Here is a 24,024-nt window from a genome sequence, read left to right as displayed (position 1 = left end):
GCCGTGCGGGGTTGCCGTGCGGGGTTGCCGTGCGGGGTTGCCGTGCGGGGTTGCCGTGCGGGGTTGCCGTGCGGGGTTGCCGTGCGGGGTTGCCGTGCGGGGTTGCCGTGCGGGGTTGCCGTGCATGAGGCAGCGGTCAGCAAGACGTGAGGCGGCGGGCGGGCGACGGTGCGTCGCGCGCGCGTCGGGCGGTGAGTACCGGAAACCGGAAGGCAGATACCTTCGAGCCTCGAGTGCCGCGAAAGCATCGCTGATTCGCGAATCGGTCAAATCGTCCGTATCCGGCGTGGCGCGATGGGCGCGCGGGATGGCGGCCGGCTCGCCGCAACCTCGGACCGCCATCGCTTGTCACTTGCCTGATTTTATTGCTATAATCTCGCGTTTCGAAGCTTGCTCACCTTATTCGCCTTCCGGCAAGGGTCAGGCTTCGCGTCGTAGTCGTATCTGAACTCGATCATGCGCTCGCGGGCAATCGCTCCCGCGGGTTGAATCAAAAGCAGCGCCGGGTCACGCCATCGGCCTTCGTCGAATGGGCCGGCACTGGAAACAGGAACAGGATAAGGAACCAACCGTCATGGCTAACTCCAAACAAGCACGTAAGCGCGCCCGTCAGGCCGCCAAGGCCAACTCGCACAACTCGGCGCTGCGCTCGAAGTTCCGCACGGCCATCAAGGCCGTCCGCAAGGCAGTCGAAGCCGGCGACGCAGCGAAGGCCGCTGAAATTTTCCGCGCATCGTCGAAAACCATCGACATCATTGCCGACAAGAAGATCGTTCACAAGAACAAGGCCGCTCGTCACAAGAGCCGCCTCGCCGCAGCCGTCAAGGGCCTGCAGGCTCCCGCAGCACAGTAAATTCGCACGTCCTGCCAACCCGCGGCACGCGGGTTGGTTCCTGTTTCTGCTGCAACATGAAGGCCCGCCTCGGCGGGCTTTTTTGTTGGCCGTCGAATTTGCCGGCCGTCGACCTTGCCCGTTATCGATCTTCCTGAGCGCAAATCCCGCTCGCGGTCTATCACGGCTCGACAATGCGGTTCGCAATTGCACAAAAGCACAAGTACAGAACGCGGAGCACGGAGCACAAAAGAAAAACGCGCCGGCTGTGCGGCGCGTTTTCATGTCTAGAACGTCCTGCCCTGCTGCGTCCCGTGATGCGGCGGCAGCTCGCACGCTTCGGTGACGACAAGGTCGTTGTCTTTCGCGAAGTTCATCACGAAGTCAAACGCCATCGGCTCGATATCGCGCAACCGGGAATCGAGGATCACGCATTTCAGGTCGCCGAGAATAGTGGGCCGCACGTACAACGAGTATTGCAGGCGCGCATTCGGCCCCCTCGCCCCCGGACCGAAACCCGACATTACGCCAGCGAGACGCTCCGACCAGTCGCTTGGCCGAAACTTTCTTCCCGCGCTGGTAATGCCTTGAATGAAGTACTCGGTTGGGGGTGTGTCGGCCATGTACGAAACCCTGTGTGACTGTGCCCAGCGGAGCGCCAACGGAAAGCTGCCTGAAGAACACGGCTGCGAGCGTGAAGTGCCACAGCGCGTACGAACTATCGACCGGGACTGTCGACGGACCACTCACCGCATGACGCGCTGTCGACACCGCACCGGCGCTGATCCGCACTTCATCGCGCACTTCATCGATGCCCGCGTTTCACCCACGCCGGCCTTTCACAGATGCATTTCCGGCCATGTGCGTCAGCCATTCGATGCGGCTTACACCGATGCCGGCCTGCACATGATGCACCTGAACTTGATGCACCTGAACCTGATGCACCTGGGTCACCGAGCCGCAAAGCCGATGAGCACTGTGGCCGATGAACATTGCGCGGATGGCCCTCGCGTGACGCCTGCAGCAAATGCCACGCGTGTTTCACCGAAGCCGTATGCGCCGCGCGGGAGACGCAAGCCGTGTTCCGCAAGCATGGAGCCTGCCTGCCGGGCTTTGAAAAACCCATGGATTATATCGCAGCGCACCTCTTTCCGCACTGCACATAAGACTCTCACGAACACTGCGGCAACAATTTTGCTCACGCCTCTCACTACGCCAAAGCGACGTCAAGGCGAACTCAAAGCGACGCCGAAGCGGCCTCCAGAGAACGCCCAGGCCGGCCGATCGTCCGTCCGGCCGACTCGTCAAACCCTGGAAAATCCTTTATGCTCCATTGAGTTACCACAAACGACGGCGGCGCCGTCCGGCCATTTCGGCCGGGTGAGACCGCCGTATTTGTTTTATGAACGCCAAAACCATCCGCCACTATCTGCAGTTCAAGGACTTCTCGCTCGACGACTACGAATACGTGCTCGAACGCGCGCGCATTCTGAAACGCAAGTTCAAGAACTACGAAACCTATCACCCGCTGCACGACCGCACGCTCGCGATGATCTTCGAGAAAAACTCGACACGCACGCGCCTGTCGTTCGAAGCCGGGATCTTCCAGCTCGGCGGCCATGCGGTGTTCATGAGTACGCGCGATACGCAGCTCGGCCGCGGCGAGCCGATCGAAGATGCCGCACAGGTCATTTCGCGGATGGTCGACATCATCATGATCCGCACGTTCGGCCAGGACATCATCCAGCGCTTCGCAGAAAATTCACGCGTGCCGGTCATCAACGGCCTGACGAACGAATACCACCCGTGCCAGGTGCTGGCCGATATCTTCACGTATTACGAGCACCGCGGGCCGATTCGCGACAAAACGGTCGCATGGGTCGGCGATGCGAACAACATGCTGTACACGTGGATCCAGGCCGCGCAGATTCTCGGTTTCAAGCTGCGCCTGTCCACGCCGCCCGGCTACAAGCTCGATCGCGCGATCGTCGCAGCCGAAAGCGCCCCGTTCTACCACGAGTTCGACGACCCGCACGAAGCGTGCGACGGCGCCGATCTCGTCACCACCGACGTCTGGACCAGCATGGGCTTCGAAGCGGAAAACGAAGCCCGCAAGAAGGCGTTCGCGGACTGGTGTGTCGATGCGGACATGATGGCGCGCGCAAACAAGGACGCGCTCTTCATGCATTGCCTGCCCGCGCATCGCGGCGAGGAAGTCAGCGCGGAAGTGATCGACGGCCCGCAAAGCGTCGTGTGGGACGAAGCGGAGAACCGTCTGCACGTGCAGAAGGCGCTACTGGAGTTCCTGCTGCTCGGCAAGCTGAATCACTGAGCAGCGCCCGCGGCGAGATCGGGGCGCGCCCGCCGCAACGGGTGCGCGTCGTGCGCCTGATGGGCGTCCAAGGTCTGCCCATGCCCGCCGCCCTCTCCAAAACGCGGGATGCGAGGCAGTTTAGTGTCAAAATAGCGTTTTTCCGCGCACCGGGGCCGCCGGCGCGCACTAGTCTTCCAGCTACGAGTCCATCATGAGCGATATCAAGAAAGTCGTGCTCGCCTATTCGGGCGGCCTCGACACCTCCGTCATCCTGAAGTGGTTGCAGGACAACTACGACGCCGAAGTCGTCACCTTCACGGCCGATATCGGTCAGGGCGAGGAGCTGGAACCGGCGCGCAAGAAGGCGCTGCAACTCGGCATCAAGCAGGAAAACATCTATATCGAAGACCTGCGCGAAGAATTCGTGCGCGACTTCGTGTTCCCGATGTTCCGCGCCAATACGATTTACGAAGGCGAATATCTGCTGGGCACGTCGATCGCCCGCCCGCTGATCGCGAAACGCCAGATCGAAATCGCGCACGCCACCGGCGCCCAGGCGGTGTCGCACGGCGCGACCGGCAAGGGCAACGACCAGGTCCGCTTCGAACTCGGCTACTACGCGCTCGAGCCCGGCATCAAGGTGATCGCGCCGTGGCGCGAATGGAACCTGCTGTCGCGCGAGAAGCTGCTCGCGTACGCGGAAAAGGCCGGCATTCCGATCGAGATGAAGCACAAGCAAGGCGGCGCGCCGTACTCGATGGACGCGAACCTGCTGCATATCTCGTTCGAAGGCCGTCACCTCGAAGATCCGAAGGCCGAAGCCGAGGCTGATATGTGGCGCTGGACCGTGTCGCCGGAAGCGGCGCCGGATCAGCCGGAGTACGTCGATATCGAGTACGAGCATGGCGATCCGGTCGCGCTGAACGGCAAGCGCCTGTCGCCGGCCGCGATGCTGACCGAACTGAACCGCCTCGGCGGCAAGCATGGCATCGGCCGCCTCGATCTGGTCGAGAACCGCTATGTCGGCATGAAGTCGCGCGGCTGCTACGAAACGCCGGGCGGCACAACCATGCTGAAGGCGCACCGCGGCATCGAGTCGATCACGCTCGATCGCGAAGTCGCGCACCTGAAGGACGACCTGATGGCGCGCTACGCATCGCTGATCTACAACGGCTACTGGTGGAGCCCGGAGCGCCGCGCGATCCAGGTGCTGATCGACCACACGCAGGAAAAGGTCAACGGCTGGGTGCGCGTGAAGCTGTACAAGGGCAGCGTGTCGGTCGTGGCGCGCGATTCGAAGGAAACGCTGTTCGACAAGACCATCGCCACCTTCGACGACGACGGCGGCGCGTACAACCAGGCGGACGCCGGCGGCTTTATCAAGCTGAATGCGCTGCGGATGCGGATTGCGGAAAACGCTCGCCGTCAGCGCGGATCGTAAGCATCGCGCGCGGACTAGCCGCAACGAAAGCGCCGGTGCACGAACACGTGCACCGGCGCTTTTTTAATGCCGCTCCTGCGATTGCCGATTCTGCGGACGGACTGCAGTCCGCCGACGCGAATCCCGAGATTCAAAGAAAGATCGGTTCAGGCTCGAGGTCGACGCCGAAACGCGCGGCGACATCACGCTGAATCGCCGTGGCGAGCGCGAGCACGTCAGCGCCCGTCGCACCGCCGCGATTGACGAGCACCAGCGCCTGCCGGTCATGGACGGCCGCCGCGCCCAGCGCGCGGCCCTTCCACCCGCAGCGATCGATCAGCCAGCCGGCCGCCAGCTTGACGCGCCCATCGGGTTGCGCATACGACACCACCTGCGGTTCCCGCTGCCGCAATGCATCGAACTGGGCGGCGTCCACCAACGGATTCTTGAAGAAACTCCCGGCGTTGCCGAGCGCAAGCGGGTCCGGCAGCTTTGCGCGGCGCACGCCGACCACCGCATCGAAGATGGCCTGCGCGCTCGGCGCGGCGTCCACGCTGCCATTACCGTCGCCGTGGCGGCGGGCGGCCAGCTCACGCGCGACATCCGCATAGCCGGCGCGCGGCGTCCACGCTTTCGGCAGCCTGAAGGTCACCGACGTGATCACGAAACGGTCGCGCCCTTCCCGCTTGAAGACGCTGTCGCGATAGCCGAACCGGCACGCGCTGGCATCGAGCTCGACGGTTTCGCCCGTCGCGAGCTCCACTGCACGCAGCGAAGCGAAGCGTTCCGCCATCTCGAGCCCGTATGCGCCGATGTTCTGGATCGGCGCCGCGCCCACGGTGCCGGGAATCAGCGCGAGATTCTCGAGACCCGGCAGGCCCTGCGCAAGCGTCCACGCGACAAATTCGTGCCAGTTTTCGCCGGCGGCCGCCTCGACGTACCACGCGTCGCCGTCTTCGCGCGCGATGCGCCGGCCGCGCAGCGCGACCAGCAGCACGAGCCCGGCAAAGTCGCGCGTGAGCACGATGTTGCTGCCGCCACCCAGCACGAGCCTTGGCAACCCGGCCGCGCGCGGGTCGCGCACCGCCGCAAGCAGCTGCTCGTCCCGTTCGATCCGGCACGCAAGCTGCGCACGCACGTCGAAACCGAACGTGTTATGCGCGCGCAACGGGTAGTCGGCAATAAACGAAATGGGCTCGGCTTCAGACATCGGGGAGAAAATCGGCAAGGTATTGGACTGGCTTCAGGTGAAACGGCGGCGCGGTCGCGCGAAACGCAAAAGCCGCACCGGCGACGTACAAACCTTGGGCAAACGAAATGGCGTCGGTAAAATGACACCGGTTCATGATTATAGCGAGTGCATCGTGCGCGCCCGGCGGGCGCCCTACGCGGCACTGCGGCACTATGGGAGAAAGAGATGCCATCGTTCGACGTCGTCTGCGAAGCCAATATGGTTGAGGTGAAGAATGCGATCGAGCAGTCGAACAAGGAAATTTCGACGCGCTTCGATTTCAAGGGATCGGATGCTCGTGTCGAGCAGAAGGAGCGCGAGCTGACGGCCTATGCCGACGACGAGTTCAAACTCGGCCAGGTAAAAGACGTGCTGCTCGGCAAAATGGCGAAGCGCAGCGTGGATGTGCGCTTTCTCGACTACGGCAAGATCGAGAAAATCGGCGGCGACAAGGTCAAGCAGGTCGTCACGATCAAGAAAGGGGTATCGGGCGATCTCTCAAAGAAGATCGTCAGACTCGTGAAGGACAGCAAGATCAAGGTGCAGGCGAGCATTCAGGGCGACGCGGTGCGCGTGGCCGGCACAAAACGCGACGATCTGCAAAGCGTGATCGCGATGCTGCGTAAGGAAGTGACCGACACGCCGCTCGATTTCAACAACTTCAGGGACTGAGCGGCCGAAGTCGCGGAAAGTTGCGCGGGACGGCATTCACGCGTCACGCGCGGCGCTGATGGTACGCCCGGCGGCCCGGGCTCGCTTGTGCCATCGGTGTGCGGCTGTGCCGGTGCTTCTGCAGCCCGCTCCACGCGGCCCGTTTTGTGTAATCAACGCTTGGGGTCCGCGCCGCCGGCCGCCCCTTCCGCCTGTTTCTTCTTGTCGCCGATCCGGCTCTCCTGTCCCGCCACCAGCTTCGCAATATTCCCGCGGTGGCGCCAGATCAGCAGCGCGCTCATCGCGACGATCGCCAGCGCGACCACATTTGCGCCGAACAGAAAGCCGTCGAAAAGCGGCGCGAAAATCGCGGCGCAAATCGCGGCGAGCGACGAATAACGCGTGAAGAAAGCAACGATCAGCCAGGTCAGCACGGTTGCGATGCCGAGCACCGGATTGATCGCGAGCAGCACGCCCGCGGCGGTTGCCACACCCTTGCCGCCCTTGAAGCGGAAAAACACCGGGTACAGATGGCCGAGAAATACGGCGATCGCGGCAATCGCCACGGACGTCTCGTCCAGACCGTAGCGTGCGCCGAAATGATCGACGAACCATACCGGCACCCAGCCCTTCAGCGCGTCGCCGATCAGCGTCAGGACCGCGGCCTTCCTGTTGCCGGTACGCAGCACGTTGGTCGCGCCCGGATTGCCGGACCCGTACGAACGGGGATCGGCAAGCCCCATCGCCGCGCTCACGATCACGGCAAACGACACCGATCCGATCAGATAGGCCACGACCGCGACAATCAGGTTTTCCATGTCGAAACTCTTATAGGTATCAAAAAGCGCGATAGCGGATGCCTGCCGCTACACATAATCGACCGGCAGGCGAGACGTACGCGCCATGTACGCTCCTGCACGCGCTGCGCCGGCCATCTACCGTGCGCCGCTGTGCATCCACGACGGCGCACATTCTACCGAAGCCGCCCTCGGCAGTCTGCGCGATCGCACCTGGCAAAGCCCGGACGAACCGCGCCCGCGAGCTGCACAACAACCGCATGCCAGCCTGCTCACCACCCTCGGCAACTGCCGCGACGGGCCGGCCCCGGCGATGCGCACGCAGCGCACGCGGTGCAATACTCATTCAACGCTCGCACACTGCACCGGCTGCGCGTTGAGCAGGCTCGTTACCACCGAAGGCACGATACTGACGAGAAAGCCGCGCCGCCCGCCGTTGATCCATATGCGGTCCAGTTCCAGAATGCTCGATTCGACGTAGACCGGCACGGTCTTGCGCGTGCCAAACGGCGACGTCCCGCCGATCAGATACCCCGAATGCCGGTTCGCAACCTCCGGCTTGCAGGGCTCGACGCGCTTTGCGCCGATCTGCCGCGCAAGGTTCTTGGTCGACACCGTGCAATCGCCGTGCATCAGAACGATCAGCGGCTTCGCATGTTCGTCTTCCATCACGAGCGTCTTCACCACGTGATGTTCGTCTACACCGAGCTGGCGCGCCGATTCCTCGGTGCCGCCATGCTCGACGTAGTCATACGGATGCTCGCCGAATGCAATGCCGTGACGTCGCAGAAACTGCGTCGCGGGCGTCTCGGAAACGTGTCTGGATTTACTCATCGGCGCATTGTAATGTCCGCGGCCTGTCGCGCGCCATCTGCCGAACGGCCAATTGTGCGGGCTCGATGCCTGTGGCACGATCGTTCGCGAGTCAGCAAGGTCAGCAAGAGGCGCCGCCCGCCGTATGGGTTGCGAGGGAGAGTGCATTGAGTCATCCGTCATACCCACCTGCATCCGGCGCATCCGGCACACCCGCCGCCGGCGCCGGCGCACCCGCGCATACGGCAGTCGGCGCAGCCGCATGGCTCGCCTCGCTGCCGGCGCGCATCGGCGGCATCCCGACACGCGGCGCGGCGCGCGACCCTCAACATCTCGCGCTGATCGAAGACGCGCGGCGGCTCACCTACGGGCAACTCGCCGGCGCGTCGCACGCGGTCGCCGCACTGCTGCGCGAGTGGGGCGTGCGCAGCGGCGATCGCGTGATGATCGTCGCGGAAAACTGCATCGCGCAAATCGTGCTGCTGTTTGCGGCGGCGCAACTCGATGCGTGGGCGCTGCTGTGCAACGCACGGCTCGCGGCGGCGGAACTCGATGCTATTCGCGAGCATGCGCGGCCTCGTGTCGTTGCATACGCAACCGAAACGTCACCGGATGCCGCCGGGCATGCGGCGCAAGCGGCGGCGCAACCCGCCCCCGTGCTTGCGCCGGACATCGGCGCATGGTCATACACGTGCGACGCCAGCGCGCCTGCCGAACCGGTCGAAGCTGCAAGCGAGCGGCAGTGCGCCGCGCTGATCTACACCACCGGCACCACCGGCGCACCGAAGGGCGTGATGCTGTCGCATCGCAATCTGCTCTTTATTGCGGCCATATCCAGCACGCTGCGCCGGGTCGGTCCGGACGATGTCGTCTATACGGTCCTGCCGGTTTCGCATGTGTACGGGCTGGCTTCCGTGTGCCTCGGCAGTCTCTATGCGGGCGCGACCTTGCGGCTCGCGCCGCGTTTTGCGCCGCCAGCCGTGTACCGCGCGCTCGCGGAAGAACGCATATCGATCTTCCAGGGTGTGCCCGCCATGCACGCGAAGCTGCTCGACTATCTGCACACGCAGCGCGTCGCCTGGTCCGCTGCGCGTTTACGTTTCGCGTATTCAGGCGGCGCGCCGCTCGATCCGGCGCTCAAGACGCGCGTCGAAAGCGTCTACGGCGTCCCCCTGCACAACGGCTACGGCATGACCGAAACGAGCCCGACCGTCGCGCAAACGCTGCTCGATGCACCGCGCGTCGACTGCTCGGTCGGTCCGCCGATTCCGGGCATCGAGGTGCGCTTCGTGTCGCCGGATGGCGCCGATGTCGCGCGCGGCGAAGTCGGCGAGCTATGGGTACGCGGTCCGAACGTCATGCTCGGGTACTACCGCAACGCCGCACAAACGAATGCGGCGCTCCCCGGCGACGGCTGGCTCAGAACGGGCGACCTCGTGCGGCAGGAACGCGACGGCGCGCTGCATATCGTCGGGCGCAGCAAGGAACTGATCATCCGCTCGGGCTTCAATGTGTACCCGGTCGAAGTCGAACAGGTACTCAATGCTCATCCGGATGTCGTGCAATCGGCGGTGATCGGCCGCACGGCTGCGCACGGCAATGAGGACGTGGTTGCGTTCGTCGAACTCGCGGCCGGTGCGCAAACGTCGCCGGCGCAACTGGTCCAATGGTGCGGTGCGCGCCTCGCGCCGTACAAGCGCCCCGCCGAAGTGAGGGTGCTCGACGCGCTGCCGGCCGCGTCGACCGGCAAGATCCTGAAGCACAAGCTGAAGGATCTCGTGTAGCGCCAAGGTGCTTGCCCTCACCGCGCCGCAAATCTCAAGCGCAGCGATCGCTCGCATCAACCCCGCGCTTCCCATCACCCGCGCGGATGATGCGCCGCATGCAGCGACTTCAATCGCTCACGCGCCACGTGCGTATAAATCTGCGTCGTCGAGATATCGGTATGTCCGAGCAGCAGTTGCACGACGCGCAAATCCGCGCCGTGGTTCAGCAAATGCGTCGCGAACGCGTGCCTGAGCGTATGCGGCGACAGCGGCGCATGCACGCCGGCCGCCGCCGCATGGCGTTTGATGATGTTCCAGAACTGCTGGCGCGTCATGCCCTCGGCACGCGCGGTGACGAACAGCGCATCGGCCGAACGCGGCCCGAGCAACGCGGGCCGCGACTCGCGCAGATACCGCTCGATCCAGCCGTGCGCCTCTTCGCCGAACGGAATCAGACGCTCTTTCGCGCCCTTGCCGAGCACCCGTACGACGCCCTCGTTCAGGCCGACCTCGACCGTCTTCAGCGTGACGAGCTCCGTGACGCGCAGGCCGCTCGCGTACATCAGCTCGAGCATCGTGCGGTCGCGCAAGCCAAGCGGAGTCGCAATATCGGGCGCACCGAGCAACGCTTCCACCTGCGCTTCGGTCAACGTCGCGGGAAAACGCGGCGGCTGCTTCGCGGAACGGATGCGCAGCGTCGGATCGGTCGCCGCGCGATGCTCGCGCACGGCCCACGCGTAGTAGCGCCGGAACACCGACAGGCGCCGGTTCGCGGAGGTCGACTTGTCCTTCTGACGCACCGCGCTGTAGGCGGTGAGATCCGCCTCGCCAGCGGTATCGAGCGATGCGTCGCGGGCGCTCGCGAGCCATTCGGCAAAGAGCCGCAGATCGCGCCGGTAGGCATCGAGCGTATTGCGCGACAAGCCGTGTTCGAGCCACAACGCGTCGCAGAACACATCGATCGATGCGCTGCTCGACTGGAAAAGAGGCGATGCGGCGGGCGGCGCGCCAGCGGGATCGGAAATGACAGCGTCGCTCATGCGTCGCCCACGCCTTCGTGCGCAAGCAGCCAGCGCTTGACCGTGCGGTAGTACCCGTCGTCGCCGTGATGCGCAAAGCCGCCGATGCCGCCCGAGGCAACCACGCGGTGACACGGAATCACGATCGGGAACGCGTTCGATCCGCACGCCTGGCCCACCGCGCGCGGCACGCTGCCGATCTCTTTCGCCAGTTGCCCGTAGGTCAGCACGACGCCGGGCCGGATCGCGCTGATCGCCTGCCAGACGCGCCGCTGGAAGGCGGTGCCGATGCCGGCAAGCGGCAGATCGAAGGTCGCCGACGCGTGTTCGAGGTAGCGTTGGAGCTGCGCGACGGCCTCCTTCGCAAGCGCGGTGTCGGGCTCGACGCTTGCCACCGTATCCGGCAGAAAAACAATCTCGCGCACGTAAGCCCCTTCGGCGCGAACGCCGATCTTGCCGAACGGCGCATCGATCACTGCGTTGTACATGATGAACATTTCCTCCCGATAGCGGCGACGAGGCGCTCGCCACTTCAGCCGCTGCATTCAGCCATCGCGGCGCTCATCCGGCACTCTACGCCGCTTCGAGCGCCCATTGCACATGTTCGCGCACGAGCGGCGACGGGTCGTCGGCGCGCTCGCGCAACGCGTCGACAATCGCTGCGCGCGCGGGCGGCGCGAGACTGCCCGGCTCGGCGCGCAACGCATTGCCCATGCCGACCGCCAGATTGCGCAACCAGCATTCGTAGCCGATCCGGCGAATCGCGCTGCCCTGCATCCGCGTGTCGAAATCGTCCGCGCTCCAGCTGAACAGTTCGGTCAACGACGCGCGATCGAGCCCGTGACGCACGTCGAAGTCCGCGACCGGCGCGGCCTGCGCGAACTTGTTCCACGGACACACCAGCTGACAGTCGTCGCAGCCGTACACGCGATTGCCGATCAGCGGCCGCAATTCCTCGGGAATACTGCCTTTCAGTTCGATCGTCAAATACGAGATGCAGCGCCGCGCATCGACCTTGTACGGCGCGACGATCGCGCCGGTCGGGCACGCGTCGATGCAACGCGTGCAATGGCCGCAATGCGCGCCCGCGGTCTGCGGCGCGCGCTCAGGCGTGCTTTGCGCGTCGGTCGGCAGCGGCAGATCGAGATAGATTTCGCCGAGAAAAAACAGCGACCCCGCGTCGCGCTGCAACAGCAGCGTGTGCTTGCCGCGCCAGCCGACGCCCGCCTTCTGCGCGAGTTCGACCTCGAGCACCGGCGCCGAATCGGTGAACACGCGAAAGCCATACGCGCCGACCTCGGCTTCGATCTTCTCCGCGAGTTGCTGCAGACGGTTGCGCATCACCTTGTGATAGTCACGGCCGCGTGCGTAGATCGATACCACCGCGGCGGCCGGGTCCGCGAGGCGCGCGTGTTCATGGCTGCGCCAGTCGTGCTCATCCGGCACGCCTGCAAGCTGTCGGCCGCGCACGTAAGCGCTCGGCTCGCCGCCCTCGTCGCGCTCTCGAAGCTGCCCCGCCGCACCGCTTTCAAGGCCCTTTCCGGCCCCTGTCGCCGACGGCAGATAGGCCATACGGGCGGTAATCACGCGTAGCGTGCCGGCCACAAGCTCGGCAGGCCGTGCGCGTTTCATCCCATGTTTGGCCATATAATCCATCTCGCCGTGCCAGCCTGCGTCGAGCCATGCGGCGAGGCCGGCTTCGGCACTCGCGAGGTCTGTATCGCTGATACCCACCTCGCCGAAACCCAGCTCGCGCCCCCATGTCTTGATGCGCGACGCGAGCGCGGCCAGCGCGGCTTCGTCGAAACGATGCTGCACAGAATGTGTCGTGCGCGGGCCGCTGGTGGAGTCGGGCGTACCGGAAACGGAATGCTGCTGGCTTCGGTCCATCACGTCATTTTACGAGAATGCCCGTTCAACCCGACCACGCGATACTGCCTGCTGCCGACGTCCTGCTCGAGCGCACCGTCACGCTCGCGGACGAAGCCGCCACCGCGGCGTTCGGCGAACGGTTTGCGCGAGCGCTCGAAGCCGAACGCGACGAACCGCGCAAAGGCAAACAGGCGTTCAAGGGTTTGCAGGTGCATCTCATCGGCGACCTCGGCGCCGGCAAGACCACGCTCGTGCGCGCAACCTTGCGCGCGCTCGGTCACGCCGGCCGGGTGCGCAGCCCGACTTATACGCTCGTCGAACCTTATACGGTGCAGCGACCCGATGGGGAACTCGCGCTCTATCACTTCGATCTGTACCGGTTCAACGATCCGGACGAATGGGCCGATGCGGGCTTTCGCGAGTATTTCGACAGCGGTGCGATCTGTCTCATCGAATGGCCGCAGCGTGCGGGACCTTTACTGGGTGTGCCGGATCTCGTGTTCTCGCTGGAAGTCGACGGCGAGGGGCGCAGGCTGACCGCCCGGGCGTACAGCGAATCAGGAAAAGCATGTCTCGAAAGATGTTGATCAAACCGTTCCGCTCGATCGAATCCGCCGCCACCGCATCGCACAACTGGCGGCGCCGCCAGATTCTGCGTGCCGGCGCGTCGACCCTCGTACTCGGCCTCAGCGTGTCGGTGCCGCGCCTCGCGTTTGCCAGCTCCGTGCTCGGCGTGCGCGTATGGCCGGCGCGCGACTACACGCGCGTCACGATCGAATCCGACCAGCCGCTGCAGAACAACCAGCAACTGCTGCAGAGTCCGGACCGGCTCGTGGTGGATCTGAACGGCCTCGATCTCGACCAGGCGCTGAAAGACCTCGTATCGAAGATCACGCCGAACGATCCGCAGATTCAATCGGTGCGGGTCGGGCAGTATCAGCCGCATGTCGTGCGGATGGTGTTCGACCTGAAAGGCTCGGTGAAGCCGCAAGTATTTACGCTGCCGCCGGTCGGTTCGTACAAGTACCGGCTCGTGTTCGATCTGTATCCGGCCGTCGCGCCGGACCCGCTGATGGACCTGCTCGCGCAGAGCGAGCGCAAGGAGCAGCGTCTGCAGGAGCAAAGCGCGCCGCCGAACGCGACGCTCAACGGCCCGTCAGCGCCGCCCGCCAACGCCGACAACAGCGATGCGTTCTTCGAGAAGTACGCGCAAACCGATACGCCCGCGCCTGCGGGGCCATCCGCGGCGCCGGGCGCAACCGCTCAATCGCGCGCGCAGACGCAGGCACGCGCGAATGCTGCGCCTACGCCGCGCCCGTCCGCGAAGCCGGCGCAGCCGCCTGCGGCACTTGCGCACAACGACGACGGCGACGCCGATTCGGACGACAGCGACAACTACGCATTCACCACGCCGAAGGGCAAGAGCAACACGGTGCGGCTGCTGACCGTCGCGATCGATCCGGGCCACGGCGGCGAAGACCCGGGTGCGATCGGCGGCAGCGGCACCTATGAAAAGCACGTCGCGCTCGATATCGCGAAGAAGCTGCGCGCGAAGATCGACGCGCAGCCGAACATGCGCTCGATGATGACGCGCGACGCGGACTTCTTCGTGCCGCTCAACGTGCGCGTGCAGAAGGCGCGGCGCGTCGGCGCCGACCTCTTCGTGTCGATCCACGCCGATGCGTTCACGACGCCCGAAGCCAGCGGCTCATCGGTGTTTGCGCTGTCGGAGCACGGCGCTTCGAGCGCGGCGGCGCGCTGGATGGCGAACAAGGAGAACTCGTCGGACCAGATCGGCGGCATCAACATCAAGTCGGCCGATGCGGCGGTGAACCGCGCGCTATTCGATATGTCGACCACCGCGCAGATTCGCGATTCGATGCGGTACGGCAATTTCGTGCTGAAGGAAGTCGGCGAGGTCAACAAGCTGCACAAGGGCTCGGTCGAGCAGGCGGGGTTTGCGGTGCTGAAGGCGCCGGATATCCCGTCGATCCTCGTCGAGACCGCGTTCATCAGCAACCCGGACGAGGAGCGGCGTCTGAATGACGACGCGTATCGCGACCGGATGGCGACCGCGATCATGAACGGCATCAAGCATTATTTCGCGGCGAATCCGCCGCTCGCGAAGAGCCGGATGACCTGAAGGCCGGGCGGCGCATGCCGCGCTGTCCGCGCGCTGCAGGTGCGGTTGGCCGACGCGGTTGGCCAACTAACGCGCCGGCGCAAGCCGCTGGATAACCCACCCGCCGAACACATTCACCGCAAGCCCCGCCATCACCACAACCGCACCCGCGATTTCCGCAGCCGACAGCTGTTCGTCGAGCAGCATCGCCGCGGACGCCAGACCGACGATCGGCACCAGCAGCGAGAACGGCGCGACCTGACTGGCCGGATAACGCGACAGCAGACGGCTCCACAAACTGTAGCCAAGCAGCGTCGCGACAAACGCGAGATAGACGATCGCCAGTATCGAATTCACGCCGATGGTCGACAGCGCATCGACCATCCGCCGCGGTCCTTCGAGCCAGTACGACAGCAGAAAAAACGGCACCGGCGGAATCAGGCTGCCCCATACGACAAGCGCGACGAGGTCCACTTTCCCCACCTTCTTCGTGACGACATTGCCGAGCGCCCACATCGCGGCTGCGCATAGCGTCAGGACGAAACCGGTCAGCGTCATCGCGTGGCCGCCTTGCATGCCGATCACCGCGAGACCGATTGCCGCGATCACGAGGCCCGCGACGTTGTGCGCGCGAAACCGCTCATGCAGGAACAACGCCGCAAACACCAGTGTGAAGAACGCCTGCGCCTGCAGCACGAGCGACGCAAGGCCGGCCGGCATACCGACATACATCGCCGAAAAGAGAAACGCGAACTGGCCGAGGGAAATGGTCGCGCCATAGGCAATCAGCCAGAACCACGGCACGCGCGGGCGTTTGATGAAGAAAGCCGCCGGCACCGCGGCCAGCGTGAAGCGCAGCGCGCCGAGCAGCATCGGCGGCGCGCCGTGCAAGCCGACTTTGATCACGACAAAGTTGACGCCCCACACGACAACCACGACCAGCGCGAGCAGCAAGTCTTTTGGCGACATTCGCGCGTCTCCGTTTTTGCGTTTGGTCAGGTGAAGATGTCGGAGTTTACCGGAGCGCGCGGCGCTCGGCGCGGCGCCTGCTGCCGCGACACCCCAGGCATCGCCATCCAGACGCGACCAGGCCCGCCGCTTCAAGGGATGGCTGCGTGCCTCAACCTTCGGGCAGTAGAATGACGATCCCGCCCCACCGTCCGAGTGTCCACTCATGTCCTCATCGATCAAAGCGGTTCTGAAACCCCATTTGCGCGACATCGGCAATCTCGCGGTGCGCCGCGTGCTGCCCGCGATGGCCGCGCGCCTCATCGGGCCGTTTATCTTTTTCGATCACATGGGGCCGGCGGTGCTGCCTGCCGGCGTCGGCATCGACGTGCGCCCGCACCCGCATATCGGGCTCGCCACGGTCACCTATCTGTTCGAAGGCGCGATCATGCATCGCGACAGCGTCGGCTCGCAGCAGAAGATCGTGCCCGGCGACGTGAACTGGATGACCGCCGGGTCCGGCATCGTTCACTCGGAGCGCACCCCCGACGACGAACGCGCGCGCGACTCGCGCGTGCACGGCATCCAGACCTGGGTCGCGTTGCCGCTCGCCGACGAAGACTGTGCGCCGTCTTTCGAACATCACGCGGCCCACACGCTGCCGGAGTTCGAGCGCAACGGCGTCACGCTGCGCGTGATCGCCGGCAGCGCGTTCGGCCATGCATCGCCCGCCCGCACCTTCTCCGGCACGCTGTATGTTGCCGCGCAGTTCACGCCGGACAGCGCAATCGCGCTCGAACCCGAGCACGACGAACGCGGCGTCTATCTGGTCGAAGGCGACCTGTCGATCGACGGCACGCCGCTCGAGGCCGAGCAGATGGCCGTGCTCACGCCCGGCGAAACGGCGACGCTCGCGAGCCGCAGCGGCGCAACGGTGATGCTGCTCGGCGGCGAAAAACTCGAGGGCGAACGCTTCATCGAATGGAATTTCGTCGCGAGTTCGCGCGAGAAAATCGAGCGCGCAAAAATCGCCTGGACGAATCAGGAAATGGGCCAGGTGCCCGGCGAAACCGAATGGATTCCGCTGCCGGAGCGCAAGCCGGGCTGACCGCCGATGCGGGCGAGGCAAGGCGCTTGCTTGCCGTTGCTATATTGAATTGATGCTTCCTGCCCTCAATTAACCCGCCGACACGTTTGATCACGAGGATGCGATGGACACCACTCTGGCCACTTTTGAAAAGGACGTAATCGCCGGCTCGACGCTCGCGCCCGTGCTGGTCGACTTCTGGGCGCCATGGTGCGGGCCGTGCAAGAGCTTGAGCCCGATGCTCGAGAAGCTCGAAGCCGAATACGACGGCAAATGGAAGCTGGTGAAGGTGAACGTCGACGAGAACCAGGAGCTGGCCGCGCACTTCCAGGTGCGCAGCATTCCGCACGTCGTTGCGTTCGCGGATGGCCGGCCGGTCGATCAGTTCATCGGTGTGCTGCCCGAAGGCCAGTTGCGCGCGTTCCTCGACCGGCTCGTGCCGAACGGCGCTGAGGCCGCGCGAGCGGAAGCCGCCGCGGCGATCGCGGAAGGCCGGCCCGCCGAAGCTTACGATTTCCTTAAGGAAGCGCTCGCTTTCGATCCGGGCTTCGACGACGCACGTATGGACCTGATCGAACTGCTGCTCGCGGACAGCCGCGTCGACGAGGCGCGTCAGCAGGTCGAGCTGCTGTCGCCGAAAACCACGCAGGGCATCGATGCGCGCTTCAACGCAATCAAAACGCGCCTCGACGCGCTCGACGCCGCAGCCGACCTGCCGCCGACCGATGCGCTCGAAGCCAGCGTCGCGCAGCACCCGGACGATCTCGACGCACGCTTCGATCTGGCGAGCGCGTTTATCGCGCGCCACAAGTACGAAGGCGCATTGGAACAGTTGCTGGAAATCGTCCGACGCGATCGCGCCTTTCGCGACGACATCGGCCGCAAGACGATGCTGTCGGTGTTCGATCTGGCCGCTCACCAGCCGGAACTGGTCGCGAAGTGGCGGCGCAAGCTGAGCGCCGCCCTTTACTGAGTCACGTCAACGCGCGCTCGCGTTGTGCGAGCGCGCGCAACACATGCGCGACCGCGGCGAGACCGAAGCTCGCGGTCACGCAGATGCTCGAGCCAAACCCCGCGCAATTCAGTCCGACCGGCCCGGCATGTCCGGGCGAGGTCGCGACGTGCCCCGCTTCCTCGTCGATATCGCAGACCGCGGCTTCCGGATAGATCAGCGGTTCGTCTGAATAGACGGCGCTCACCTTGAACTTCGCCTTCGGTCCGCGCGGAAAGCCATGATGCTTGCGCAACTGCGCGCGCACCTTCGACAGCAGCGGGTCCTGAATGGTCTGCGCGAGATCGTCGATGCGAATGCGGGTCGGGTCGAGTTGCCCGCCCGCGCCGCCCACCGTGATAAGCGGTTGCCCATGCTCGACGCACCATGCGATCAGCGCGGTTTTCGTGCGCACGCTATCGATCGCATCGATCACGAAATCGAAGCCGCCGCCCAGCAGCGTGCCGAAATTGTCCGGCTCGATAAAGTCTTCGATGACGCGCACATCGCACTGCGGGTCGATCAGCGCAATGCGTTCGGCCATCGCATCGACCTTCGGCTTGCCGTAGTTGCCGTCGAGCGCATGAATCTGCCGGTTCGTATTGCTTTCGGCGACGTTGTCGAGATCGATCAGCGTGAGCGTGCCGATCGCGCTGCGCGCAAGCGCCTCGACCGCCCACGAACCCACGCCGCCGATGCCGATCACCGCGACATGCGCGCGCTCGAACGCGGCGAGCGCGGCCGGACCGTACAGCCGCGCCACACCGCCGAAGCGCCGCGCGCGATCGGCTTCATTCCCCGTGTGGCTGGTAGTAACATCGACAGGCGCGGCAACGTGAGAGGCTGACATGATCGGCTTGATATCGGGCAAACAGTGGTGCGAAGAATGGTGCGAACCGTGGCGCGAACAGCGGCGCGAAGCACGGTATGGATCGCCGCACCGGACGGGCGAGGCCTCCATTTTGCCTGATCGCGCGGCGACCGATTCCGGCCGTCGTCCTGCCGCGCTCCCGTTACGCGTCCAGTCGCACACGCCGGCACGCGATTCTCACGTCACGATGTACACGGCGGTTGATCTGACCAGCCACAAAAAAATGCGTCCTTCGCTATACTGACTCCACTGTAGCGCTTGCATAACAACATGAGCTCACTCGCTGAACTTCGAAAAAACTATTCGCTGGGTTCGCTAGACGAAGCCGACCTGGATCGCGATCCGATCCGTCAGTTCGACAAGTGGTTCGCGCAGGCTATCGAAGCCCAACTGCCGGAACCCAATGCGATGACGCTCGCCACGGTCGACCCGCGCGGCTACCCGTCGGCACGCATCGTTCTGATCAAAGGCGCCGACGCGCGCGGCTTTGTGTTCTTCACCAACTACGAAAGCCGCAAGGGCCGCGAGATCGCGGATAACCCGCGCGCGAGCCTGCTGTTCCACTGGATCGAGCTCGAGCGCCAGGTGCGCATCGAGGGCAGCGTCGAGCAGACGAGCGCCGCGGAAAGCGACGCCTACTATGCGTCGCGGCCGCTCGCGTCGCGCATCGGCGCATGGGCCTCCGAACAGAGTCAGGTAATCGAAAGCCGTGCCGCGCTCGAAGCGCGTGAGCAGGCGGTGAGGGCACAATATGGGGACCACCCCCCGCGTCCGCCGCACTGGGGCGGCTATCGCGTAGTCCCCGAGACGATCGAATTCTGGCAAGGCCGGCCGTCCCGGCTGCACGACCGGATGCGCTATACGCGCGACGGCCGCGGCGGCTGGCAGATCGCCCGCCTGTCACCCTGATCCAGCGGTAACACCGGCAATACCGGCAAGGGGCGCGGTCGCGGTCGGGCCGCATACGCCGAACGGATCGTGCTCACCACCGCGCAAGCTGCACGGCACCCGCGGGCGCAGGCCGATTCGTCAGGCTTTGCTTTTGATTCATTGGATACGGAGAGATCGAATGTTCTGGGAGAAAAAGCTGGCGCAATGGGTCGACGAAGTACGGACGCAATCGAATCTGCCCGCCCGTCTCGTGCTATGGGATGGTCAGAAACACGATTTCGGCCAGTTCACCGAGCCGCAGGTCACGCTGAAGGTCAAGACAGCATCGGCGATGCGGCTGCTGCTCGACCCGAGCCTCGACAATCTCGGCGAAGCTTATGTGAAGGGCAAGATCGACATCGAGGGCAAGCTCTCCGATGTGATCAACATCGGCTACTCGCTGGCGCGCAGCACGGTCAAGAACAACACGAGCAAGCTCGCGCGCGTGGCGCGCTACTTCAATCACTCGAAGGCGTCGGACAAGAAAGCGATCCAGTACCACTACGACGTATCCAACGAGTTCTACAAGCTGTGGCTCGACGAGAACATGGTGTACTCGTGCGCGTACTTCGAGAACGGCGATGAAGACCTCGCCACCGCGCAGCTGAAGAAGATCGACCACATCCTGCGCAAGATCGAGCTGCAACCCGGGCAGCGCCTGCTCGACATCGGCTGCGGCTGGGGCGCGCTGATGCTGCGCGCGGCGCAGAAATTCGGCGCGCAGTGCGTCGGCGTCACGCTGTCGCAGAACCAGTTCGATCTCGCCACCGAACGCGTCAAGGCGGCGGGCCTGTCGGACCGCATCGAGGTCCGTCTGCAGGACTATCGCGACCTCGACGGCCAGTTCGACCGGATCACGAGCGTCGGTATGTTCGAGCACGTCGGCCGCAAGAACCTGCCGGCGTATTTCCGGAAGATTCACGATCTGCTCGCCGAAGACGGCGTGGCGATGAATCACGGCATCACGTCGAGCGATGCCGACAGCGGCGAAACGGCGCTCGGCGGCGGCGAGTTTATCGACCGCTATGTGTTCCCGGACGGCGAATTGCCGCATATCGCGCTCGTGCTCGAAGCGATGCAGCGCGGCGGCATCGAGGCGATCGACATCGAAAGCCTGCGCCGTCACTATGCGCGTACGCTCGACCTCTGGACCGAGAAGTTCGAGGCGAAGGCCGACCAGGCGAAAAAGCTCGTCGACGACGAGAAGTTCCGCATCTGGCGCGTGTATCTCGCCGGCTGTTCGTACGCGTTCGAACACGACGACGTGTCGATCTACCAGGTGGTGTGCCGCCGCGCCGGCCGCAGCGCAACGACGCTGCCATGGTCGCGCCGGTATATGTACGACACGCCGCTCTAATATGCCGCCAGGTGGGTGAGCCCGATGGGTGAGCCCGCTAGTTGAGCCCGATGGAAAGCACTACGCGCCGGACGCGTCGCAGACGCGCTCCGGCGCCTGCATGAAACGCAAAGGAATCGATGGAAGCGCGCCGCGCCCGCAACGACAACGCGCCAGCCGGGCAACTCGACATGTTCGGCCAGCCGGTGGACGAACCATCCGCTGACGCTACACCGCCGCCGTCTTCCGCGGATCAAGGCGCAACCTCCGCAAGCGCTTCGGCCGTTAGCGCCGCTCCCCGCACAGCCCGGCCGCGCAACGACGCGGCGGCTTCGCTGTGGGAAGCCGAAACGGGACGCGAAGCAAACCGGCAGGCAAACGAAGCGGCGCCGGCGCCATCCGCGACGACGCACGGCGAACCGGCGTCTGCCGCGCCGGCGCCCGGAAAGCGCCGCGCTTCGAAGGGCGTGCTCGCCGCCGTGCCGAACCCCGAAGTCGTCGCGATTGCGCAGACGCTGCCGCCGCACGTGCACCTCGGCACGTCGACGTGGTCGTTTCCCGGCTGGCGCGACATCGTCTACGGCGATGACTACAGCAACAGCAAATTGTCGCGCGATGGGCTGAGCGCGTATGGCGCGCATCCGTTGCTGCGCACGGTCAGCATCGACCGTTCGTTCTACAAGCCGCTCACGCTCGCCGAATACCTGCGCTACGCGCAACAGGTGCCCGAGCATTTCAGATTTATCGTGAAAGCGCCGGCGCTCGTGACCGACGCGACCGTGCGCGCGGAACGCGGCGAGCCGGTTTCGCCGAACCCGTGTTTTCTGAATGCGCAGCTCGCCACCGATGAATTCGTGCGACCGTGTCTCGACGGGCTCGGCGCGAAAGCGGGCGCGCTCGTGTTCCAGTTCTCGCCGCTGCCCGACACGCTGCTCGCGGAGCCGGCCGCATTGATCGACCGGCTTGCCGCCTTTTTCGCCGCGCTGCCCACGCTACCCGAAGGCCCTTGCTACGCAGTCGAAATTCGCGACGCGTGCCTGCTGACGCCACGCTTCATCCGCATGCTGAAGGCCGCCGGCGTGCGCTATTGCGTCGGCCTGCACGCGCGGATGCCCGACCCGCTGCGGCAGGCAGCCGCACTTGCGCTGCTGGACGACGCGCCGGCCGGCCCGCTGATCGTGCGGTGGAGCCTGCACAGCGGTTTCAAATACGAACAGGCGAAGGCGAAATACGATCCGTTCGACAAGCTTGTCGACGAAGACCCGGCTACTCGCACCGCGCTTGCCGAGCTCGCGGCCCGTTACGCGATTGCTGGGCAGCCGGTGCTGATCGCGGTGAACAACAAGGCGGAAGGCTCGGCGCCGCTCAGTTGCGTGCAGCTTGCACGCGAGATCGCAGCCGCGTGTGTGCGGCTGCGGGAGGAAAGCGCCGTGCAACCGGCGTGATCCGGCTGCTTGAACGAAGCACGAAGCATCAAGGAAATCGATCAGCACAACATCGATCGCGGCGGCCGTTATCACGCGACGCGCCGCCGCCTTGCTCACACCCGGCTGCTTCGGATCCGGTGCGCGAACTTCTGCCGGAACTTCGCGACCTTCGGCGCGACGACGAACGAGCAATAGCCCTGATTCGGATGCTGTGCGAAATAGTTCTGATGATAGGCTTCGGCCGGCCAGTAATTGCCGTTGAGCGGCAATACCTGCGTGACGATCTGGCCGTCGTAGATGCCTTGCGCACCGATCTGGCGAATCGCCTGCAAAGCCGTATCGCGCTGCGCATCGGAGTGCGTGAAGATCACCGACCGGTATTGCGTGCCGACGTCGTTGCCCTGCCGGTTCAATTGCGTCGGATCGTGAATCGCAAAGAAGATGTCGAGAATCTCGCGATAGGTGATCTTCGACGGATCGAACTCGACCTTCACGACTTCCGCGTGGCCGGTGTCGCCGTCGCACACCTGTTCGTACGAGGGACGGTCGACCTGGCCGCCGGCATAACCCGACTCCACCGACGTCACGCCGTCGACATCAAGGTAGACCGCTTCGAGACACCAGAAACATCCGCCGCCGAGCGTGGCGGTTTCGACTGACTGACTCATGCTGCTCGCTCCTATTGTTCGAATGCTGTGTTGCGACTGATGCACCAACTGTTCCATGTGCCACCCGGCGACCGGCGACAAGCTTCGCACCGCACACGGCTTGCTTCGCCGCCCGTAGGGCCTTCGCGGAAGCGCCGCGCGATTCCGCTAAAATTGGGTCAATTCGCCGAAAATCTACATGACCTTCGATTCAGTTTTTCCAATCCGCGCGCAACAGACCGCCGACGAAGCGCTGCCGGCGCTGGCCAACGCATGAAGCACGCCACGCCGCCCAATTTCGACGCTTCCGCGTTTCGTCGCGCGCTCGGCACGTTCGCCACCGGCGTCACCGTGGTCACGACCCGCGCGCCGTCGGGTCAACTGCTCGGCATCACGGCCAGCTCGTTCAATTCGGTGTCGCTCGCGCCGCCGCTCGTGCTGTGGAGCCTGTCGACACGCTCCGCGTCGATGCCGGTATTCCGCTCGAACAGTCATTATGTCGTCAATGTACTGGCCGCGTCGCAACTCGATCTGTGCAAACGCTTCGCGACGGTAAAAGGCGATCGCTTCGAAGGCGTCGCGCACGCGGCGGGCGATACCGGCATGCCGGTGCTGGAAGGCGCGCTCGCGTGGTTCGAGTGTCATAACCGCAGCCGCTATGAGGAAGGCGACCACGTTATTTTCGTCGGCGAAGTGGAGCGTTGCGGCGTGCGCGAGGATGCGCAACAGATCGAGCCGCTGGTGTTCCAGAACGGCATATTCCATACGGTGAAGCCGCTGTAACGAACGACGCGCGGCGCGCGCGAAAAGCGCAATGCGCCGGCTGATTGCGATCGCGGGCCCGTATGGTTTGCGCGACGGTGCATTTTCTGAATTGGCAATTCCGGGCGCGGCATGCGGGCGCCGGCCCGAGCGACGATGCGCCGCAGACCCGATGATTCGTGATTGCG

General features: G+C 64.7%; 24 protein-coding genes. 13 read left to right on the top strand and 11 right to left on the bottom strand.

The window, feature by feature from the left end; all coding sequences use genetic code 11:
* Nucleotides 1-574 precede the first annotated feature (574 nt).
* The gene (gene rpsT, locus HV675_RS11955; RefSeq protein WP_175111123.1) at nt 575-853 is read left to right on the top strand and encodes a 30S ribosomal protein S20; all 279 of its coding nucleotides are present in this window, start codon (nt 575-577) and stop codon (nt 851-853) included.
* Between the two features lie 266 nt (nt 854-1,119).
* On the opposite strand, the gene HV675_RS11950 is transcribed toward rpsT, so the two are convergent.
* Nucleotides 1,120-1,455, bottom strand: coding sequence for a DUF3579 domain-containing protein (locus HV675_RS11950; RefSeq protein WP_175111112.1), 336 nt, complete (start codon nt 1,453-1,455; stop codon nt 1,120-1,122).
* Between the two features lie 199 nt (nt 1,456-1,654).
* Nucleotides 1,655-1,825: a hypothetical protein gene (locus HV675_RS11945; protein WP_175111111.1), complete on the bottom strand. Its 171-nt coding sequence runs from the start codon at nt 1,823-1,825 to the stop codon at nt 1,655-1,657.
* A 409-nt stretch (nt 1,826-2,234) separates the two neighbouring features.
* Between HV675_RS11945 and argF the strand changes: the two genes are divergently transcribed.
* Nucleotides 2,235-3,164, top strand: a complete 930-nt coding sequence (argF, locus tag HV675_RS11940) for an ornithine carbamoyltransferase (RefSeq protein WP_175111110.1) — start codon at nt 2,235-2,237, stop codon at nt 3,162-3,164.
* 193 nt (nt 3,165-3,357) lie between these two features.
* Entirely contained in the window at nt 3,358-4,587 is a 1,230-nt protein-coding gene (locus tag HV675_RS11935) for an argininosuccinate synthase (protein ID WP_175111109.1), read from the top strand.
* A 130-nt stretch (nt 4,588-4,717) separates the two neighbouring features.
* Here the strand turns inward: HV675_RS11935 and murB are convergent, their stop codons facing one another.
* Nucleotides 4,718-5,776, bottom strand: a complete 1,059-nt coding sequence (gene murB, locus HV675_RS11930; protein WP_175111108.1) for a UDP-N-acetylmuramate dehydrogenase — start codon at nt 5,774-5,776, stop codon at nt 4,718-4,720.
* 207 nt (nt 5,777-5,983) lie between these two features.
* Between murB and HV675_RS11925 the strand changes: the two genes are divergently transcribed.
* Nucleotides 5,984-6,469 (top strand): YajQ family cyclic di-GMP-binding protein, encoded by a 486-nt coding sequence (locus HV675_RS11925; RefSeq protein ID WP_175111107.1) that lies wholly within the window; start codon nt 5,984-5,986, stop codon nt 6,467-6,469.
* 152 nt (nt 6,470-6,621) lie between these two features.
* On the opposite strand, the gene plsY is transcribed toward HV675_RS11925, so the two are convergent.
* Both plsY and ybaK read right to left on the bottom strand, forming a co-directional pair.
* Complete coding sequence (plsY, locus tag HV675_RS11920) at nt 6,622-7,266, bottom strand: glycerol-3-phosphate 1-O-acyltransferase PlsY (protein ID WP_175111106.1); 645 nt, start codon at nt 7,264-7,266, stop codon at nt 6,622-6,624.
* A gap of 321 nt (nt 7,267-7,587) precedes the next feature.
* Nucleotides 7,588-8,079 carry a Cys-tRNA(Pro) deacylase gene (gene ybaK, locus HV675_RS11915; RefSeq protein ID WP_175111105.1) on the bottom strand — a complete coding sequence of 164 codons (492 nt, stop codon included), beginning with the start codon at nt 8,077-8,079 and terminating at the stop codon, nt 7,588-7,590.
* Between the two features lie 254 nt (nt 8,080-8,333).
* Between ybaK and HV675_RS11910 the strand changes: the two genes are divergently transcribed.
* On the top strand, nt 8,334-9,842 hold the full coding sequence (locus tag HV675_RS11910; protein WP_246270204.1) for a class I adenylate-forming enzyme family protein: 1,509 nt from the start codon (nt 8,334-8,336) through the stop codon (nt 9,840-9,842).
* A gap of 74 nt (nt 9,843-9,916) precedes the next feature.
* Here the strand turns inward: HV675_RS11910 and xerD are convergent, their stop codons facing one another.
* The 3 genes from xerD to queG all read right to left on the bottom strand — a co-directional run bounded on the left by xerD (nt 9,917) and on the right by queG (nt 12,661).
* On the bottom strand, nt 9,917-10,864 hold the full coding sequence (gene xerD, locus HV675_RS11905; protein ID WP_175111103.1) for a site-specific tyrosine recombinase XerD: 948 nt from the start codon (nt 10,862-10,864) through the stop codon (nt 9,917-9,919).
* Complete coding sequence (locus tag HV675_RS11900; protein ID WP_175111102.1) at nt 10,861-11,331, bottom strand: methylated-DNA--[protein]-cysteine S-methyltransferase; 471 nt, start codon at nt 11,329-11,331, stop codon at nt 10,861-10,863. Before HV675_RS11900 ends, xerD begins: the two co-directional genes overlap by 4 nt.
* An 85-nt stretch (nt 11,332-11,416) precedes the next feature.
* Nucleotides 11,417-12,661 (bottom strand): tRNA epoxyqueuosine(34) reductase QueG, encoded by a 1,245-nt coding sequence (queG, locus tag HV675_RS11895; protein WP_377700625.1) that lies wholly within the window; start codon nt 12,659-12,661, stop codon nt 11,417-11,419.
* An 89-nt stretch (nt 12,662-12,750) separates the two neighbouring features.
* Between queG and tsaE the strand changes: the two genes are divergently transcribed.
* Nucleotides 12,751-13,302 (top strand): tRNA (adenosine(37)-N6)-threonylcarbamoyltransferase complex ATPase subunit type 1 TsaE, encoded by a 552-nt coding sequence (gene tsaE, locus HV675_RS11890; protein ID WP_175111100.1) that lies wholly within the window; start codon nt 12,751-12,753, stop codon nt 13,300-13,302.
* The gene (locus HV675_RS11885) at nt 13,284-14,858 is read left to right on the top strand and encodes an N-acetylmuramoyl-L-alanine amidase (RefSeq protein WP_175111099.1); all 1,575 of its coding nucleotides are present in this window, start codon (nt 13,284-13,286) and stop codon (nt 14,856-14,858) included. The genes tsaE and HV675_RS11885 overlap by 19 nt, the downstream gene beginning before the upstream one ends.
* A gap of 66 nt (nt 14,859-14,924) precedes the next feature.
* Here the strand turns inward: HV675_RS11885 and HV675_RS11880 are convergent, their stop codons facing one another.
* Entirely contained in the window at nt 14,925-15,806 is an 882-nt protein-coding gene (locus HV675_RS11880; protein ID WP_175111098.1) for an EamA family transporter, read from the bottom strand.
* Nucleotides 15,807-16,011: 205 nt separating this feature from the next.
* Here HV675_RS11880 and HV675_RS11875 point away from each other — a divergent pair, with 205 nt between their 5' ends.
* Together HV675_RS11875 and trxA are read left to right on the top strand one after the other, a co-directional pair.
* Complete coding sequence (locus HV675_RS11875; protein WP_175111097.1) at nt 16,012-16,893, top strand: pirin family protein; 882 nt, start codon at nt 16,012-16,014, stop codon at nt 16,891-16,893.
* 103 nt (nt 16,894-16,996) lie between these two features.
* The gene (gene trxA, locus HV675_RS11870; protein ID WP_175111096.1) at nt 16,997-17,845 is read left to right on the top strand and encodes a thioredoxin; all 849 of its coding nucleotides are present in this window, start codon (nt 16,997-16,999) and stop codon (nt 17,843-17,845) included.
* A 1-nt stretch (nt 17,846) separates the two neighbouring features.
* Here the strand turns inward: trxA and tcdA are convergent, their stop codons facing one another.
* Nucleotides 17,847-18,713 carry a tRNA cyclic N6-threonylcarbamoyladenosine(37) synthase TcdA gene (gene tcdA, locus HV675_RS11865; RefSeq protein WP_175111095.1) on the bottom strand — a complete coding sequence of 289 codons (867 nt, stop codon included), beginning with the start codon at nt 18,711-18,713 and terminating at the stop codon, nt 17,847-17,849.
* Nucleotides 18,714-19,004: 291 nt separating this feature from the next.
* On the opposite strand from tcdA, the gene pdxH reads away from it, so the two are divergent.
* From pdxH to HV675_RS11850, 3 genes are all read left to right on the top strand, one after another.
* Nucleotides 19,005-19,643: a pyridoxamine 5'-phosphate oxidase gene (pdxH, locus tag HV675_RS11860; protein WP_175111094.1), complete on the top strand. Its 639-nt coding sequence runs from the start codon at nt 19,005-19,007 to the stop codon at nt 19,641-19,643.
* A gap of 160 nt (nt 19,644-19,803) precedes the next feature.
* Nucleotides 19,804-21,021: an SAM-dependent methyltransferase gene (locus HV675_RS11855; RefSeq protein ID WP_175111093.1), complete on the top strand. Its 1,218-nt coding sequence runs from the start codon at nt 19,804-19,806 to the stop codon at nt 21,019-21,021.
* A 119-nt stretch (nt 21,022-21,140) separates the two neighbouring features.
* Nucleotides 21,141-22,445: a DUF72 domain-containing protein gene (locus HV675_RS11850; protein WP_246270197.1), complete on the top strand. Its 1,305-nt coding sequence runs from the start codon at nt 21,141-21,143 to the stop codon at nt 22,443-22,445.
* A 95-nt stretch (nt 22,446-22,540) separates the two neighbouring features.
* Here HV675_RS11850 and msrA read toward each other — a convergent pair whose 3' ends face one another.
* Nucleotides 22,541-23,095: a peptide-methionine (S)-S-oxide reductase MsrA gene (gene msrA / locus HV675_RS11845; RefSeq protein WP_175111092.1), complete on the bottom strand. Its 555-nt coding sequence runs from the start codon at nt 23,093-23,095 to the stop codon at nt 22,541-22,543.
* A gap of 252 nt (nt 23,096-23,347) precedes the next feature.
* Between msrA and HV675_RS11840 the strand changes: the two genes are divergently transcribed.
* Nucleotides 23,348-23,857, top strand: a complete 510-nt coding sequence (locus HV675_RS11840) for a flavin reductase family protein (RefSeq protein ID WP_175111091.1) — start codon at nt 23,348-23,350, stop codon at nt 23,855-23,857.
* Nucleotides 23,858-24,024: the final 167 nt, after the last annotated feature.

The organism is Paraburkholderia solisilvae, assembly GCF_902859875.1.
Classification (GTDB): domain Bacteria; phylum Pseudomonadota; class Gammaproteobacteria; order Burkholderiales; family Burkholderiaceae; genus Paraburkholderia; species Paraburkholderia solisilvae.
Note: the sequence above shows the minus strand (reverse complement) of the source record. Positions and strands in the feature narration are given on the sequence as shown.